Here is a 14,556-nt window from a genome sequence, read left to right as displayed (position 1 = left end):
GTATACGCAGGCTAACCGACTAGTTCATCCTCGAAACCTTACCGGTAGACCTTGGTCCAACCGGCACCTTCCTCATGATGGCGCGATGATGCTGCGAGTTCTGCTCTTGACCCTCACCCTGTTTTCCAGCCTTGGCTTTGCCGCCTCCCCTGTGGTGCTGCAACGGCCGATCAGCCTGGACACCGGCAGCGGCGAGCTGTTTGGTTCACTGTTACTGCCCCAATCCGACACACCCGTGCCGGTGGTGCTGATCATCGCCGGCTCCGGCCCCACCGACCGCAACGGCAACAGCGCCGACGGCGCGCGCAACGACAGCCTCAAGCGCCTGGCCTGGGTGCTGGCGCGGCACAACATCGCCAGCGTGCGCTACGACAAGCGCGGCGTGGCCGCCAGCCTGGCGGCCACGCCGGATGAACGCAACCTGACCTTGGACGCCTACGTGGCCGACGCCGTGGCCTGGGGCAAACTGCTCAAGGCCGACAAACGCATGGGCCCGCTGATTGTGCTCGGCCATAGCGAAGGCGCGTTGGTGGCAACCCTCGCCGCGCCGCAACTGGACCCGGCCGGCGTTATTTCATTGTCCGGCAGCGCCCGGCCGGTGGACCAGGTGATCCGCCAGCAACTGGCCGACCACTTGCCCCCTGCCCTGCTGCTGCGCAGCAATCAAATCCTCGATCACCTCAAGGCCGGCCAGGTGGACGCCGAGGTGCCCGGCCCGCTGGAAGGTATTTTCCGACCCAGCGTGCAGCCTTATCTGATCAGCCTGTTCCGCGCCGATCCCTCGGCAGCCTTCGCCAGGTTGCGTATGCCGGCGCTGATCATCCAGGGCACCAACGACCTCCAGGTGGGCGTCGGTGATGCCGAGCGATTGAAAAAGGCCAAGCCCGACGCGCAATTGACCGTCATCGAAGGCATGAACCACGTGATGCGCATCGTCCCCAACGAGGTAAAACAGCAATTGGCTTCCTACAATGACCCGCAACTGCCCCTCGCCGCCGAGCTCGGAAGCCGCCTGGTACGCTTTATCGACGGACTTCACCCCCGTTAAGCGACAATTTGCCTCCAGTCCTGAGAAAAGCGGCCGATAAGCCCAGAGTCGACAGCAAAAAGACTGTCGACTCGCTGGGTTTGGACAGGATCGCGCCGCATGACAACCACTGAAGCAACACCGGAATCTACCGCCGAAACCCCGGCTGAAAAAACCGAGGCCGTCGACGCGGCGCCCCTGCCGTGGACGGAGGTTCAGGCCGAGCATTTCAAAATGCTGCGCCTGGCGCCCCTGGCCACCGACCGTGCCACCGGCGTGCGGCCGTTGCGGTTCGTGCAGTTCGGCTATGCCGAGCGCAATGACAAACACCACAGCCTGCTGCGCATGGTCATCCAACTGCCGGGGCAACGGGTGCGCCGCGAGCAGAATCACCTGGATATCTGGGTCGACCATGACAAGCAGCGTGTGCATTTCGGCCCGGGCAACAGCCTGGAGATCGAACCGGCCAACCGTGGCATCGGGCGCTTCCTGGTGGCCCAGGGCGCTGCATGGGCGAAGAAGAAATGGTCACACTACCGCGTCGACGGCGTCGACCTGGCCAACAAGGATGCACTCAACGAATCCACCCGCCTGCGCCGCGATCATTTCCTGCGCATCCAGGGTTTTGACGTGGCCTACGCCGACGTACAGCACCTGAAGGGCAACGTGCAACCGGGTAAGGTCAGCGATGTGCTGGACAGCTGGAACACCGAAAAACTGCAATTCGTGGAGATTCTCGAAGCCGCGCAGATGCTGCAACAGGCCGAGCAGAACCTGGCGGAGCAGGAAGTGAAGCTGCGCAAGGAAGAAGAAAAGGTCACCAAGTTCAAGCGTGAAGACAGCGGGTTGCGCTTTACCATCACATGCCTGGTGGCGTTTACGGTGTTTCAGGCGGGGTTGTTGATCTGGATTGCGACACACCGGTAATTCAACGCTAGAAGCCCGGCTTGTCGGCGATGGCGACCACAAGAGTACCATCGCCGGCAAGCCGGGCGCCTACAGGTCGTGCGTCACACTCGGGCGGCGAAGACGGCCTGATGCTGGCGGCACTGCTCGGCCGTCAGCATGAACACGCCGTGGCCACCGCGCTGGAAGTCCAGCCAGGCGAAGTCTACTTCCGGGTACAGCGCTTCGACATGCACCTGGCTGTTGCCCACTTCAACAATCAACAAGCCCTTCTCGGTCAGGTGGTCCGCCGCTTCGGCCAGCATGCGCCGCACCAGGTTCAAACCATCGTCGCCGCAGGCCAGGCCCAGTTCCGGTTCGTGCTGGTACTCATCCGGCATGTCGGCGAAGTCTTCGGCGTCCACATACGGCGGGTTCGAGACGATCAGGTCAAAGCGCTGGCCCGGCAGGCCGTCGAAGCCATCGCCCTGCACGGTGTACACCCGCTCGTCGACGCCGTGGCGCTCGATGTTCTGGTTGGCGACTTCCAAGGCTTCGAAGGACAAGTCTCCCAGCACCACTTCAGCGTCCTGGAACTCGTAGGCGCAGGCGATGCCAATGCAACCGGAGCCCGTGCACAGGTCGAGGATGCGCGCCGGCGGCTGGGCCAGCCAGGGTTCGAAGCGGTTTTCGATCAGCTCACCGATCGGTGAACGCGGGATCAGCACACGCTCGTCGACGATAAACGACAGGCCGCAGAACCAGGCCTCCTTCAGCAGGTAAGCGGTGGGCACACGTTCATGGATACGGCGATGCAGCAAACGCTGCACGTGGGAAATTTCCTCTTCTTCCAGGTTGCAATCCAGATAGCTGTCGGCAATCTCCCACGGCAGGTGCAAGGCGCCGAGCACCAATTGACGGGCTTCGTCCCAGGCATTGTCGGTGCCGTGCCCGAAAAACAGGTCTTCCCCATGGAAACGGCTGACAGCCCAACGGATGTGGTCGCGCACGGTGCGCAGGCGGGATGTGATCACGGGGGCAAGCTCCTGGAAAAAACGACTGGCGATTCTAACAGCCTTCGCCTGTCCCTTCGATGTACGAAACGCCTTCGCCATCTGTCGGATTTCATCCAAATTGCCATCATTGGGTTAAACAAGCACACCTCTTGACATGGCTGCACGTCAACAACGGCGTACCTTACGATGGTAGCGATTCACAGAACCGCTCAGCCAGTGGACAATGTCACAAAAGCCCCCCTCACAGGAGCCCCAGAATGTCCGTTCCAAAGACGATGTTTCAACTCAGCGGTCGTGGTTACGCAGCAGCGAACCTCAGCCATGCGACCCTCGTGATCATCGACGCCCAGAAGGAATACCTCAGCGGTCCACTCGCCCTCTCGGGCATGGACGCAGCGGTTGGCAATATCAAGCAACTGGTCGCCGCGGCCCGCAACGCCGGGCGCCCGATCGTGCATGTGCGCCACCTGGGCACCGTTGGCGGCCTGTTTGACCCTCAGGGCGAACGCGGCGAATTCATCCCGGGCCTTGAGCCTGAAGGCGACGAAACCATCATCGGCAAGTTGCTGCCCAGCGCTTTCCACGGCACCGGGCTGGAAAAACACTTGCAGGACCTAGGCTCCCTGGACCTGATCGTCTGCGGTTTCATGAGCCACTCCAGCGTCAGCACCACCGTGCGTGCCGCCAAGAACCTGGGCTTTCGCTGCACCCTGGTGGAAGACGCCTGCGCCACCCGTGACCTGCCTTACAAAGGCGGCATCCTGAGCGCCGAACACGTGCAGCAGACCGAAATGGCCATCATGGCCGACAACTTCGCCACCCTGGCGCTGACCAAAGATCTGATCTGATCGACCTTCTGATGAGCGGCGCGGCCTGTTTACGGCCCCGCTCATCCGCAAATGCCTGCCATTTGCCGCAATTGCCTCTGGTACAGGAACAACCTGTGTATTGTCCGGTCGAAGGGCCGATACCCTGGAGGAAAGGTCGGAATGAAGATATCCGATGGTTTTGACGCTCGTCGCTTGCGCCCCAAGGGCCCGAGCAATTGGCGTCTGCGCCTGGTGGCCGGCATTGCCGCGCTGCTGGCGATCGTAGGCCTGCTGTTGACCGGCGCTGGTGGCGCCGGCCTGTTTGGTCATTCGCCGGCCCTTGGCGAACTGAATGCCAGCCCCGGCGGCTCGGCGATTCTGTTGGTGATCGGCTTGCTGGTAGTGTGGTTGGGCGTCTGGTTGTGGCGCCGTAGTCGTCGGAAAATGCGCCAACCGTTGTCACTGAATATCGCTTCGCACCTGATGAAAAAGCACGACTGATGGCGCTTGGATAGCGTTTCCTGCGCCCCGGCCGCCGCGATTTAGGTAAACTGCCCGCCCTTCGCGGAGGCTGACATGCAAGACGACGATTTTTCCCTGTTCAAAAACGAGCTGCGCGGCGTCAAGCCGATCAAGCACGACCGAGCCGACACCGGCAAACCCAAGGCTGACCGGGCGCAGATCGCCAAGCTGCGCCAGGCCGCGACCGTGCGCACCGATGCCACCACCGTGGACGGCCTGTCGGACCAGTTCGTGATCGATGTCGGCCCCGAAGACGAGCTGATGTGGGCCCGCGACGGCGTGCAGGAAAGCCAGATGCGCAAGCTCAAGGCCGGCCAGATCCCGTTCGAAGGCAGCCTCGACCTGCACGGCATGAACGTGGAAAAGGCCCGGGAAACCCTGTGGGCCTTCCTGGCCGAAGCCACCAAGTTCGAAATCCGCTGCGTGCGCGTCACCCATGGCAAGGCCGTACGCCTGGACGGCAAGCGGCCAATGATCAAGAGCCACGTCAACACCTGGCTGCGCCAGCACACCCAGGTACTCGGCTTCACCTCGTGCCAGGCCCGCCACGGCGGCGCGGGTGCGGTGTACGTGATGCTCAAGCGCACCATGATGGAAGGCCGCGACGAGTAACAAGTGTCCTCGTCAGGCTTGCAGCGATGTGCCCGCCACCGTAACCTTGCGCTTTGCGAAAATCCCACAGGTAGTTTCATGTCCCTGGAACAGAATTACACCGCGATCCTCGGCCAACTCGGCGAGGACGTTTCCCGCGAGGGCCTGCTCGACACGCCAAAACGTGCCGCCAAGGCCATGCAGTATCTCTGCCGCGGCTATGAGCAGACACTGGAAGAAGTCACCAACGGTGCCTTGTTCAGCTCCGACAACAGCGAAATGGTGCTGGTCAAGGACATCGAGTTGTACTCGCTGTGCGAACACCACCTGTTGCCGTTTATCGGCAAGGCACACGGGGCGTATATCCCGAGCGGCAAAGTGCTGGGCCTGTCGAAGGTCGCGCGGATTGTCGACATGTATGCGCGCCGCCTGCAGATCCAGGAAAACCTCAGCCGCCAGATCGCCGATGCCGTGATGCAGGTGACCGGCGCCCTGGGCGTGGCCGTGGTGATCGAAGCCAAACACATGTGCATGATGATGCGCGGTGTGGAAAAACAGAATTCGTCGATGATCACCTCGGTGATGCTGGGTGAGTTCCGCGAAAACGCGGCCACCCGCAGCGAATTCCTCAGCCTGATCAAGTAACAGGCTGCGTACGAAAAGGCCGGCGTTCATCGCCGGTTTTTTTTCGCCCGCAAAATTCAGGTAAGCTGCCGCCCCTCAGTTATGGGCAAGAGGTTTCAGCCATGTTCGTCAAAGCACTTCGAGTGGGCCTCGGCCACGTCATCATCGCGGGCGACTACCTGACCCGCCCACGCAAAAAGCAACGCCCTGCCGAACAACAGGCGCAGGTCAATGCAGCGGCCAAGGCACTGACGCTCTATCAATTCCATGCCTGCCCGTTCTGCGTGAAGACCCGCCGCACCCTGCACCGCTTGAATGTGCCCGTCGCGTTGAAAGATGCGAAGAACAACGAGCAAGACCGCCAGACCCTGCTGGAGCAAGGTGGCAAGATCAAGGTGCCGTGCCTGCGCATTGAAGAAAACGGCCAGACCACCTGGATGTACGACTCCAAGGTGATCATCGATTACCTCGACAAGCGCTTCGCCGCGATCTGACAGGCACCGCCCTCCTGTAGGGCCCGGCGTGCCGGCGATGGCATCCAGAAAATCACCGCCTGGCTTTCGAGCCCATCGCCGGCAAGCCGGGCGCCTGCAGGTCGATGTCTAAATCCAGCAGCGCGGACCCCAGGCACTTGCCATGGGCATCCAGCGCCAGCGAGCGGGTGACCCCGCCGCGCAAGATCCCCGGCAGCACGAAGTTGAGTGCCTGCACATTTGGCAATTCGTAACGCCGCACCGGTGCGGCGCCAGGCTCCAGCAGGTCCGCAAAGAATGCTGCCACGCGCTCGGCCGTCAGTTGCTCGCACAGCAACGGGTAATCCTCGGCACGGTACGCAATGATCGAGATATTCGACGTATCGCCCTTATCCCCTGTGCGGGAATGGGCCAGCGTGTGCAGCTTCATGCTTCGATCCTCGGGTTGACCGCACCACGCGGCAGCAACAATGACGCCACCGCCACCACCTGGCGTACGCTTTTGCTGGCGCCGCCACCACCGGACGGGCCATTGGTGTAAAGGGTTTCGACTTCATTGCCCACGCGCACCGCATCGCTGCGTTCTTCACAGCGAGCCGCCACGCGCAGGCGCACTTCCCAGGGCTCGACCGTGCTGCGCGGCCCGTGCAGCGCGTCCATGCCGATCAGTTCGGCGCGCACGTCCTGCATCTTCACGCCCATCAACTCAAGACGCTTGAGGACGACATCCCGCGCCAACTGCGCCCGTGCAACAGCACCGGGGCCACCGTAGGACATCTGCCCTTCGCCGATCCAACCGTCCAGGTAACCGACGCTGACCTTTAACTGCTCGGGTCGCGCACGGCCATCTGCCCCCACAGCGCGAATACAATCAACACGCTCTTCGACAAACCCCACCTGGGAAAAATCGGCCGTCACATCCGGCGTCAGGTACGCCGCCGGATCGTGCACTTCGTAGATCAGTTGCTCAGTGCAGGTCGCGCGGCTGACCCGCCCACCGGAACCGCCGACCTTGGTGATCAGGGCTTCGCCGTCGGCATCGATCTCGGCCAAGGGGAAGCCCAGGCGAGCCAGGTCCTCCACATCCTTGAAACCAGGGTCGGCAAAATAGCCGCCGCTGACTTGCCCGGCACATTCGAGCAAATGCCCCACCAGCGTACCGCGCCCCAAGCGCTGCCAATCGTCCGCGGCCCAGCCGAACTCAAACATCTGCGGCGCCAGGAACAAGGAAGGGTCGGCCACGCGCCCGGTGATTACCACATCGGCATCAGCGCGCAGCGCTTCCAGGATGCCGTCGACACCCAGGTAGGCATTGGCAGAGATCAACCGCTCACCCAGGGCGCCGACGGTCTGGCCGTTGTCCAGCAACCATTCGGGCTGCAACACGTTCAACACATCGTCGCCGACCACGGCAACCACCTTGAGATCAAGGCCCAGCTCGCTCGCAATCCGCCGTACTTCAACAGCCGCTGACAGCGGGTTGGCCGCGCCCATATTGGTGATCACCCGCAAACGACGACGCCCGGCCTTCGCGCCAACAAACGGCAATACCCGGCGCATGCGCTCACTGAGCAGTGGGTCGTAGCCCCCCTGCGGGTGGCTGATCCGCGCCTGTTGCGCCAGGGCAATCGTACGTTCAGCCAGGCATTCGAAGACCAGATAATCCAGATCGCCTTGTTCGGCCAACTCGACTGCAGGTTCGATACGGTCACCGGAATAGCCGGCGCCGGAACCGATGCGCAAGGTTTTCATCTCAAATAACTCCCAGGAGCAACGCCGTCAGGGTCATCAACACCGACGCGGCAAACAGAAACGGAATGGTGAAGCGTTGGTGGTCGGCCAACTCGACCTTGCACAGGCCCACCAACAGGAAGGTCGCGGGGGTCAGCGGGCTGACCGGGAAACCGGTGGTGTGCACGCCCAGCAACGAGGCCTGGGCCACTTGCAGCGGGTCGACGCCGAGGGCCTTGCCGACTTCGGCGATCACCGGCATCACGCCGAAATAGTAGGAATCGGGGTCGAACAGCATGCTCAGTGGCATGGAAATAAAGCCCACGACAGCCGGGATCAGCTTGCCGTGGCCGGCCGGAATCTGCGCCACCGCCACTTCGGCGATCGCCTTGAGCATCCCGGTGCCTTGCATGATCCCGGTGAACACCCCGGCGGCGAGCAGGATACTGGCCATGGTCAGGGCGGTTTTTGCATGGGCGTCGATGCGGGCGCGCTGAGCGTCGACGTTCGGGTAGTTGATGCACAGCGCCACCACGGTGCCGAGCATGAACATCACCACCGGGTCGACCCAGCCGGCGATCATCACCACCATCACCAGCACGGTGAGGATCAGGTTGACCCAGAACAGGCGCGGGCGACGCAGCTTGATGTCATCGTCACTGAGCACCCGCTGTGGCACCGCATCAACGCTGGCGCCGGCGCCAAGGCCCAGGCGTTTTTCTTCGCGACGGCCGAGCCACCAGGCACAGGCAAACACGAAAATCAGGCCGACGATCTGCACCGGAATCAGCGGTTGGAACAGGTCTGCCACCGGCACATGCAGCGCCGCCGACGAGCGCAGCACCGGCCCTGTCCACGGCAAAAAGTTGACCCCGGCCGCCATCGCACAGACGCAGGCGAGGATGCGTTTGTCGATGCCCAGCCGTGTATACAACGGCAGCATCGCCGGTACCGTCACCAGGAACGTCACCGCGCCGGAGCCGTCCAGGTGCACCAGCAGCGCCAGGGTCGCGGTGCCGACGACAATCCGTGTAGGACGCGTCCCCACCGTGCGCAGGATGCGATCAATGATGGGATCGAGCATGCCGGCATCGGTCATGATCCCGAAAAACAGGATCGCGAACACAAACATGCCGACCACGGGGGCGACGTTCTTGATACCGGTGATGATGAAGGCGCTGGTTTGCAGGCCGAACCCGCCGAGCAGTGCGGCGATGATCGGCAAGGCGATCAGGGCCACCAGCGGTGACAGGCGTTTGCTCATGACGGCAGCGAGCAGGCACAGGATGGTGATGACACCCAGGGTAGCGAGCATGGGTTACTCCAGAGCGGCCTTGGTGGCCGGTTATTGTTTTCCCTGAAGTATTGGAAGCGGGTTAGTCTTTGTAAATTGGAATATTCACCAGCCAGTGTTCGGAAAAACAAAATGAAGAACAGCATCCAGCACATTCAGGCGTTCCTTGCGGTCGCCCGCACCGGCAGTTTCACCAAGGCAGCCAATGAGCTGCATCTGTCGCCGTCGGCGCTGACGGTGCAAGTCCAACAGTTGGAAGACTGGCTAGGCGTCACCCTGCTCGATCGCAGCCCGCGCCATGTCAGCATCACCGCCGCCGGCCAGGACGCCCGCGGGCCGATGGAAAAACTGCTGCTCGACCTGGACAACATTGTCACCGGCTCCCGCGACCTCGCCGCCTTGCGCCGTGGCGTGGTCACCATCGCCGCCCTGCCCTCGGTGTGTGCCGGCACTCTGCCGCCGGTTCTACGCCTGTTCCGTGAACGTTTTGCCGGGATTGAAGTACGCCTGCATGACCTGGTGGCCCATCGCATTCATGCCCAGGTGCGTTCCGGCGAAGTGGATTTTGGCATCGGCGTGCGCGCACGGCTCAGCCATGGCCTGGACTTCGTGCCGGTGCTGAATGATCGCTTGTGTGCATTTGTGCCGGTGGATCATCCGCTGACCCGCCATCGCACACTGGCCCTGGAACAACTGGCGGACCAACCGATCATCCTCACAGGGCGTGACAGCAGCGTGCGTGAACAAGTGGACGCGCTGTTCGATGAGACACGCCTGACGATGAATGCGGGGATGGAGGCCAACTACATGTCGACCGTGCTGGCATTGGTGCGCCAGGGGTTGGGGATCAGTGTGCTGCCGGAGTCGGCGGCGGACAGCCTGGAGGGGTTGAAGCGCATCGACATCGATCACCCCGGCGTGAACCGGGAGATCGGGCTGATCAGTCGCAGCGGGATGGGGTTGAGTCCGGCGGCGCAACGCTGCTTCGAGCTCTTGAACACTGAAATGCGACCTGTGTAGGCGCCTGGCTTGCTGGCGATGGCGCGATTGAAAACGCATCGCCGGCAAGCCGGGCTCCTACAGATCAGGGGGGTTCAGTCGAGCATTGGCACGTGCTTGGGATGGCTGGCAACACGCTTCAACCACGCCTGCACACCCGGATAAGCATCCAACTCAAAACCACCTTCATTCGCCACATGGGTGTAGGCATACAAGGCCACGTCCGCGATGGAGAACTGATCGCCCACCAGGTACGGCGTCAACTGCAGCTGGCGCTCCATGACTTTGAGTGCCTTGTAACCGCCCTTGTGCAACTTCTTGTATTCCTCCAGGCGTTCCTCGGGCAGCCTCAGGTAAAACTGGATAAACCGCGCCACCGCAATGTACGGCTCGTGGCTGTACTGCTCGAAGAACTGCCATTGCAACACTTGAGTGCGCAGGCGCGGCTCGGTCGGCAGGAACTCGCTGCCATCGGCGAGGAAGTTGAGGATCGCGTTGGACTCCCACAGGCAGGTGCCGTCTTCCAGCTCCAGCACGGGGATCTTGCCGTTGGGGTTCTTCGCCAGGAATTCGGCGGTCTGGGTGTCACCCTTGAGGATGTCCACATCCACCCATTGATACGGGATGCCCAGCAGGCTGAGCATCAATTTGACCTTGTAGCAGTTGCCCGACTTGTAGTCGCCATAAACCTTGTACATGGGGCTCCCCTTATGCCGCTTGCGCGTGCTGTGCTTGACGGACCACCGCGGCCAGGCGCTTGAGACCTTCGTCCAAACGGGCCGGGTCGATATGGCTGAAATTGAGCCGCAACGAGCCAAGGTGTCGGTCTGGCTCGGAAAAGAACGGTTCACCGGGCATGAACGCGACGTTCTGGTCGAGCGCTTGAGCCAACAAGGTGCGGGTGTCGAGCGGCTGTTTCAAGGTCAGCCAGAAGAATAATCCACCCTGGGGCACCTGCCAGTCCGCCAGGTCGCTGAAATGCCGTTCGAGTGCGGCCTGGAATGCATCGCGGCGCTCGCGGTAGAAGCGGCGCAGTTCCATCAGGTGTTGCTGGTATTTTTGCGTGCCGATCCACTGCATCGCCTGCCATTGGCCGACGCGGCTGGTGTGCAGGTCCGCCGACTGCTTGAGCTTGAGCAGGTGCGGGAACAAGTCGGGGCTGGCGATCAGGTAACCGACGCGCAGGCCCGGCAACAACGTTTTGGAGACGGTGCCGGTGTAGATCCAGCTGGCCTTTCTCAGGCGCCCGGCAATGGGTTTGGCGCTGCCGCCGTCAAAGGTCAGCTCGCGATAGGGTTCGTCTTCGATCAGCGTCACGCCGAACTCATCGAGCAGCGCAGCAACAGCCTCGCGCTTGGCTTCGCTGTAGCGCACGGCCGAGGGGTTCTGGAACGTCGGGATCAGGTAGATGAACGCCGGCCGATGGCGTTCGAGGTGGGTGCGCAACGCGCTGAGGTTCGGGCCGTCGGCCTCCAGTTGCACGGTGAGGCAGTCCGCGCCGAACAGTTGGAAGATCTGCAACGCGGCCAGGTAGGTCGGGCCTTCCAGCAAGATCTGCGTGCCTTTGTCGATGTACAGCTTGGCCGCCAAGTCCAGGGTTTGCTGGGACCCGCTGACCACCAGCACCTGGCTGGCCTGGCACGGCACACCCAACGCGCGCGCTTCGGCGGCGAGCAACTCGCGCAGCTGCGGTTCGCCTTCGCTCATGCCGTACTGGCCGATATTCAGCGGCAGGTCATCCCAGTCCAGCGCGGGCAACATGGCTTCTGCGGGCAGGCCACCGGCGAACGACATCACTTCCGGACGCTGGGCTGCCGCGAGGATTTCACGGATCAAGGAGCTTTTGAGGCGCGTAACACGTTCAGAGAAGGCCATGGGGTCACCGGTAGCGAAGACGATGGAAAATACGTCAAACTTGTTGACCGAAATTACGATGACTTGCACGGATACGTCAATATGCTTGACCTTAAAAACCCAACCGCCCAGCAAGAGGCCATGGAAGCATTCTTCTTCGGCTACCAGGCGTTCACCGCCAAGGCTGACGAAATGCTCGAGCGCCGCGGCCTGAGCCGGGTGCACCAGCGCATTGTGTTTTTTATCGCACGCTACCCAACATTGAGCGTGAAGGAACTGCTGGAACTGCTGGGCGTGAGCAAGCAGGCGCTGAACATGCCATTGCGCCAGTTGCAGGAAATGCACCTGGTGGACAGCGTCGCGTCCGAGACCGACAAACGCAAACGCCTGTTGGCGTTGAGCGAAGAAGGTCTGCGTTTCGAGCAGTCACTGCGCCGCGAGCAAGTAAAATTGTTGCAGCGCGCATTCAGTGACGCGGGCGAAGACGCAGTGGCCGGGTGGCTGGCGGTGAACCAGGCGCTCGCACACCAACCTTGATCCCTGTGGCGAGTGGGTGCGCCTTTCATCTCTTTCGAACGCCAAACGTAAAACATTATTTGCTTTCTTTGTATACAAAAGCATAATTCGCTTCGTGCGAGTTCCTGACCTATTGGTCAACAAAACCCGCCAGTACCTCAAAGCGCTGTTGCCCACATGTGTGACCGGCGCTGGAAATAACAATAAAACTCTTGAGGAGTACTCGCTGTGGATAGCCGCAAATCCGATGCCCCAACGCTGGATCTTTCACCGACGCACAGTGGCTGGCTGGAACGCCTGTTCAAACTGCGCTTGCATGGCACCACAGTGAAGACCGAGCTGATTGCCGGCCTCACGACCTTCATTACCATGGCCTACATCATCTTCGTCAACCCGAACATCATGGCCGACGCCGGTATCGATCATGGCGCGGCTTTTGTCGCCACCTGCATCGCCGCCGCGCTGGGCTGCCTGTTGATGGGTTTGTACGCCAACTGGCCGGTGGGCCTGGCGCCGGGCATGGGCTTGAACGCGTTTTTCACCTACACAGTGGTCGGCACCATGGGCTACACCTGGGAAACCGCGCTGGGCGCGGTGTTCATCTCCGGCGTGCTGTTCATGGGCCTGACGCTCTCGCGGGTGCGTGAATGGCTGCTCAACAGCATTCCGGTCAGCCTGCGCCACGCCATGGGCGCCGGTGTCGGCTTGTTTCTAGGGGTGATCGGGTTGAAGACCGCCGGTATCATCGTCGACAGCCCGGCGACCTTGATCAAACTCGGCTCACTGCACGAACCCGCCCCGCTGCTGGCAGCGGTGTGCTTTTTGCTGATCGCCATCCTCAGTTACCACCGCGTGTTCGGCGCGATCCTCATCAGCATCATCGCCGTGACCCTGGCCGGATGGGGCTTGGGCCTGGTGCACTACAACGGCATCCTCTCCACGCCACCCAGCCTGGCACCGACCTGGATGGCGATGGATGTGAAAGGTGTGTTCAATGTCAGCATGATAAGCGTGGTATTTGCGTTTCTTTTTGTACACATGTTTGATACCGCAGGTACACTGATGGGCGTTGCGCAACGCGCCGGGCTGGTCAATGCCGACGGCAGGATCGATAACCTGTCCCGTGCGCTGAAGGCCGACAGTGCTTCCAGCGTGTTCGGCGCCATGGTCGGCGTACCGCCGGTGACCAGCTACGTGGAAAGTGCTGCGGGCGTGGCTGCAGGGGGTCGTACCGGGCTCACCGCCGTCACCGTGGGCATCCTGTTTGTGGCGGCGATGTTTTTTGCGCCACTGGCCGGGATGATTCCGGCCTATGCCACTGCGGGTGCGCTGATTTATGTGGCGATGCTGATGATGGCTAGCATGGCCCACATCAATTGGGACGAAGCCACCGACAGCATCCCGGCGATCGTCACCGCGATCATGATGCCGCTGACGTTCTCGGTCGCCGACGGTATCGCCCTGGGCTTTATCACGTATGTGGCGCTGAAGGCGGGCACCGGCAAGTACCGCGAGATTTCCGTCAGCCTGTGGGTGCTGTGCGCGATTTTCATCGCCAAGTTCATATTTCTATAAGAAGGAGTAACGCATGACCCTGGAAACCTGGCTGCTGTTCAGCGGTGCTGCATTGATCGTGATCCTGATCCCCGGCCCGCTGTCCTTGCTGATGATCAGCAACAGCCTCAACTATGGTCTGCGTCGCTCGTACCCGGCGTTTCTGGGAGGCGTGTTTGCCTCGGTCTGCCTGTTGAGCGCCTCGGCACTTGGCCTGGGCGCGCTGCTGCTGGCCTCAGAACAGTTGTTCAGCGCGCTGAAGATCATCGGCGCGCTCTACCTGTTCTACCTCGCCTGGCAGAGCTGGCAGCAATCGCGTCAACCGTCCCAGGGCGCGGTAGTGCCCCAGGCCGTCGCTACGCCGCGTTTTCGCGCCTTGTTTGGCCGCGCATTCGTGCTGGGCGCCAGCAACCCCAAGGACATCCTGTTCTTTGCCGCCTTCCTGCCGCAGTTTCTCAGCAGCGAACTGCCGTTCCTCTCACAGCTGCTGATCATGATCGCCACCTGGGCCCTGCTCGACCTGCTGTGCAAGTTGGCCTACGGGCTTGGTGCACAGGGCGCGGCACGCTACCTGCGCAGCGGCAAGGGCCAGGTCGGGTTCAACCGCGTCAGCGCGGTATTATTCAGCGGGGCCGGCGCAGCCTCTCTGTTAAGCCGCTGA

17 protein-coding genes are annotated in these 14,556 nt (G+C 61.8%); 11 read left to right on the top strand and 6 right to left on the bottom strand.

What is annotated here, in order from left to right; translation table 11 throughout:
- Positions 1-85: 85 nt before the first annotated feature.
- Both BM70_RS0105165 and BM70_RS0105160 read left to right on the top strand, forming a co-directional pair.
- Entirely contained in the window at positions 86-1,048 is a 963-nt protein-coding gene (locus tag BM70_RS0105165) for an alpha/beta hydrolase (protein ID WP_025855013.1), read from the top strand.
- A gap of 99 nt (positions 1,049-1,147) precedes the next feature.
- Positions 1,148-1,954 (top strand): hypothetical protein, encoded by an 807-nt coding sequence (locus BM70_RS0105160; protein ID WP_025855012.1) that lies wholly within the window; start codon positions 1,148-1,150, stop codon positions 1,952-1,954.
- A gap of 83 nt (positions 1,955-2,037) precedes the next feature.
- On the opposite strand, the gene prmB is transcribed toward BM70_RS0105160, so the two are convergent.
- On the bottom strand, positions 2,038-2,946 hold the full coding sequence (gene prmB / locus BM70_RS0105155) for a 50S ribosomal protein L3 N(5)-glutamine methyltransferase (RefSeq protein ID WP_025855011.1): 909 nt from the start codon (positions 2,944-2,946) through the stop codon (positions 2,038-2,040).
- 239 nt (positions 2,947-3,185) lie between these two features.
- Between prmB and BM70_RS0105150 the strand changes: the two genes are divergently transcribed.
- From BM70_RS0105150 to BM70_RS0105130, 5 genes are all read left to right on the top strand, one after another.
- Entirely contained in the window at positions 3,186-3,776 is a 591-nt protein-coding gene (locus BM70_RS0105150; RefSeq protein ID WP_025855010.1) for a cysteine hydrolase family protein, read from the top strand.
- Between the two features lie 141 nt (positions 3,777-3,917).
- On the top strand, positions 3,918-4,238 hold the full coding sequence (locus tag BM70_RS0105145) for a hypothetical protein (RefSeq protein ID WP_025855009.1): 321 nt from the start codon (positions 3,918-3,920) through the stop codon (positions 4,236-4,238).
- 75 nt (positions 4,239-4,313) lie between these two features.
- Positions 4,314-4,871, top strand: a complete 558-nt coding sequence (locus tag BM70_RS0105140; RefSeq protein WP_025855008.1) for a Smr/MutS family protein — start codon at positions 4,314-4,316, stop codon at positions 4,869-4,871.
- A gap of 78 nt (positions 4,872-4,949) precedes the next feature.
- Positions 4,950-5,495 carry a GTP cyclohydrolase I FolE gene (gene folE, locus BM70_RS0105135; RefSeq protein ID WP_025855007.1) on the top strand — a complete coding sequence of 182 codons (546 nt, stop codon included), beginning with the start codon at positions 4,950-4,952 and terminating at the stop codon, positions 5,493-5,495.
- Positions 5,496-5,596: 101 nt separating this feature from the next.
- Positions 5,597-5,968, top strand: coding sequence for a glutathione S-transferase N-terminal domain-containing protein (locus tag BM70_RS0105130; RefSeq protein WP_025855006.1), 372 nt, complete (start codon positions 5,597-5,599; stop codon positions 5,966-5,968).
- A gap of 52 nt (positions 5,969-6,020) precedes the next feature.
- Here BM70_RS0105130 and BM70_RS0105125 read toward each other — a convergent pair whose 3' ends face one another.
- From BM70_RS0105125 to BM70_RS0105115, 3 genes are read right to left on the bottom strand one after another with little or no spacing between them, the layout of a single operon-like run.
- The gene (locus tag BM70_RS0105125) at positions 6,021-6,377 is read right to left on the bottom strand and encodes a hypothetical protein (protein ID WP_025855005.1); all 357 of its coding nucleotides are present in this window, start codon (positions 6,375-6,377) and stop codon (positions 6,021-6,023) included.
- On the bottom strand, positions 6,374-7,699 hold the full coding sequence (locus tag BM70_RS0105120; protein ID WP_025855004.1) for an acyclic terpene utilization AtuA family protein: 1,326 nt from the start codon (positions 7,697-7,699) through the stop codon (positions 6,374-6,376). Before BM70_RS0105120 ends, BM70_RS0105125 begins: the two co-directional genes overlap by 4 nt.
- Position 7,700: 1 nt before the next feature.
- Complete coding sequence (locus tag BM70_RS0105115; RefSeq protein WP_025855003.1) at positions 7,701-8,993, bottom strand: CitMHS family transporter; 1,293 nt, start codon at positions 8,991-8,993, stop codon at positions 7,701-7,703.
- Positions 8,994-9,104: 111 nt separating this feature from the next.
- Between BM70_RS0105115 and BM70_RS0105110 the strand changes: the two genes are divergently transcribed.
- On the top strand, positions 9,105-9,992 hold the full coding sequence (locus BM70_RS0105110; protein WP_025855002.1) for a LysR family transcriptional regulator: 888 nt from the start codon (positions 9,105-9,107) through the stop codon (positions 9,990-9,992).
- Positions 9,993-10,066: 74 nt separating this feature from the next.
- On the opposite strand, the gene BM70_RS0105105 is transcribed toward BM70_RS0105110, so the two are convergent.
- Together BM70_RS0105105 and BM70_RS0105100 are read right to left on the bottom strand one after the other, a co-directional pair.
- Positions 10,067-10,669, bottom strand: coding sequence for a glutathione S-transferase family protein (locus tag BM70_RS0105105; RefSeq protein WP_025855001.1), 603 nt, complete (start codon positions 10,667-10,669; stop codon positions 10,067-10,069).
- Between the two features lie 10 nt (positions 10,670-10,679).
- Entirely contained in the window at positions 10,680-11,846 is a 1,167-nt protein-coding gene (locus tag BM70_RS0105100; RefSeq protein WP_025855000.1) for a PLP-dependent aminotransferase family protein, read from the bottom strand.
- 81 nt (positions 11,847-11,927) lie between these two features.
- On the opposite strand from BM70_RS0105100, the gene BM70_RS0105095 reads away from it, so the two are divergent.
- The 3 genes from BM70_RS0105095 (at position 11,928) to BM70_RS0105085 (ending at position 14,556) form a co-directional block, all read left to right on the top strand.
- Complete coding sequence (locus tag BM70_RS0105095) at positions 11,928-12,362, top strand: MarR family winged helix-turn-helix transcriptional regulator (RefSeq protein WP_025854999.1); 435 nt, start codon at positions 11,928-11,930, stop codon at positions 12,360-12,362.
- A 207-nt stretch (positions 12,363-12,569) separates the two neighbouring features.
- Positions 12,570-13,916 carry an NCS2 family permease gene (locus tag BM70_RS0105090; protein WP_025854998.1) on the top strand — a complete coding sequence of 449 codons (1,347 nt, stop codon included), beginning with the start codon at positions 12,570-12,572 and terminating at the stop codon, positions 13,914-13,916.
- 13 nt (positions 13,917-13,929) lie between these two features.
- Positions 13,930-14,556 (top strand): LysE family translocator, encoded by a 627-nt coding sequence (locus tag BM70_RS0105085; protein WP_025854997.1) that lies wholly within the window; start codon positions 13,930-13,932, stop codon positions 14,554-14,556.

The organism is Pseudomonas sp. CHM02 (genome assembly GCF_000612585.1).
In the GTDB taxonomy this organism is placed as follows: Bacteria; Pseudomonadota; Gammaproteobacteria; order Pseudomonadales; family Pseudomonadaceae; genus Aquipseudomonas.
The sequence above is the reverse complement of the archived record's forward strand: the minus strand, read 5'-3'. Positions and strand labels throughout refer to the sequence as shown.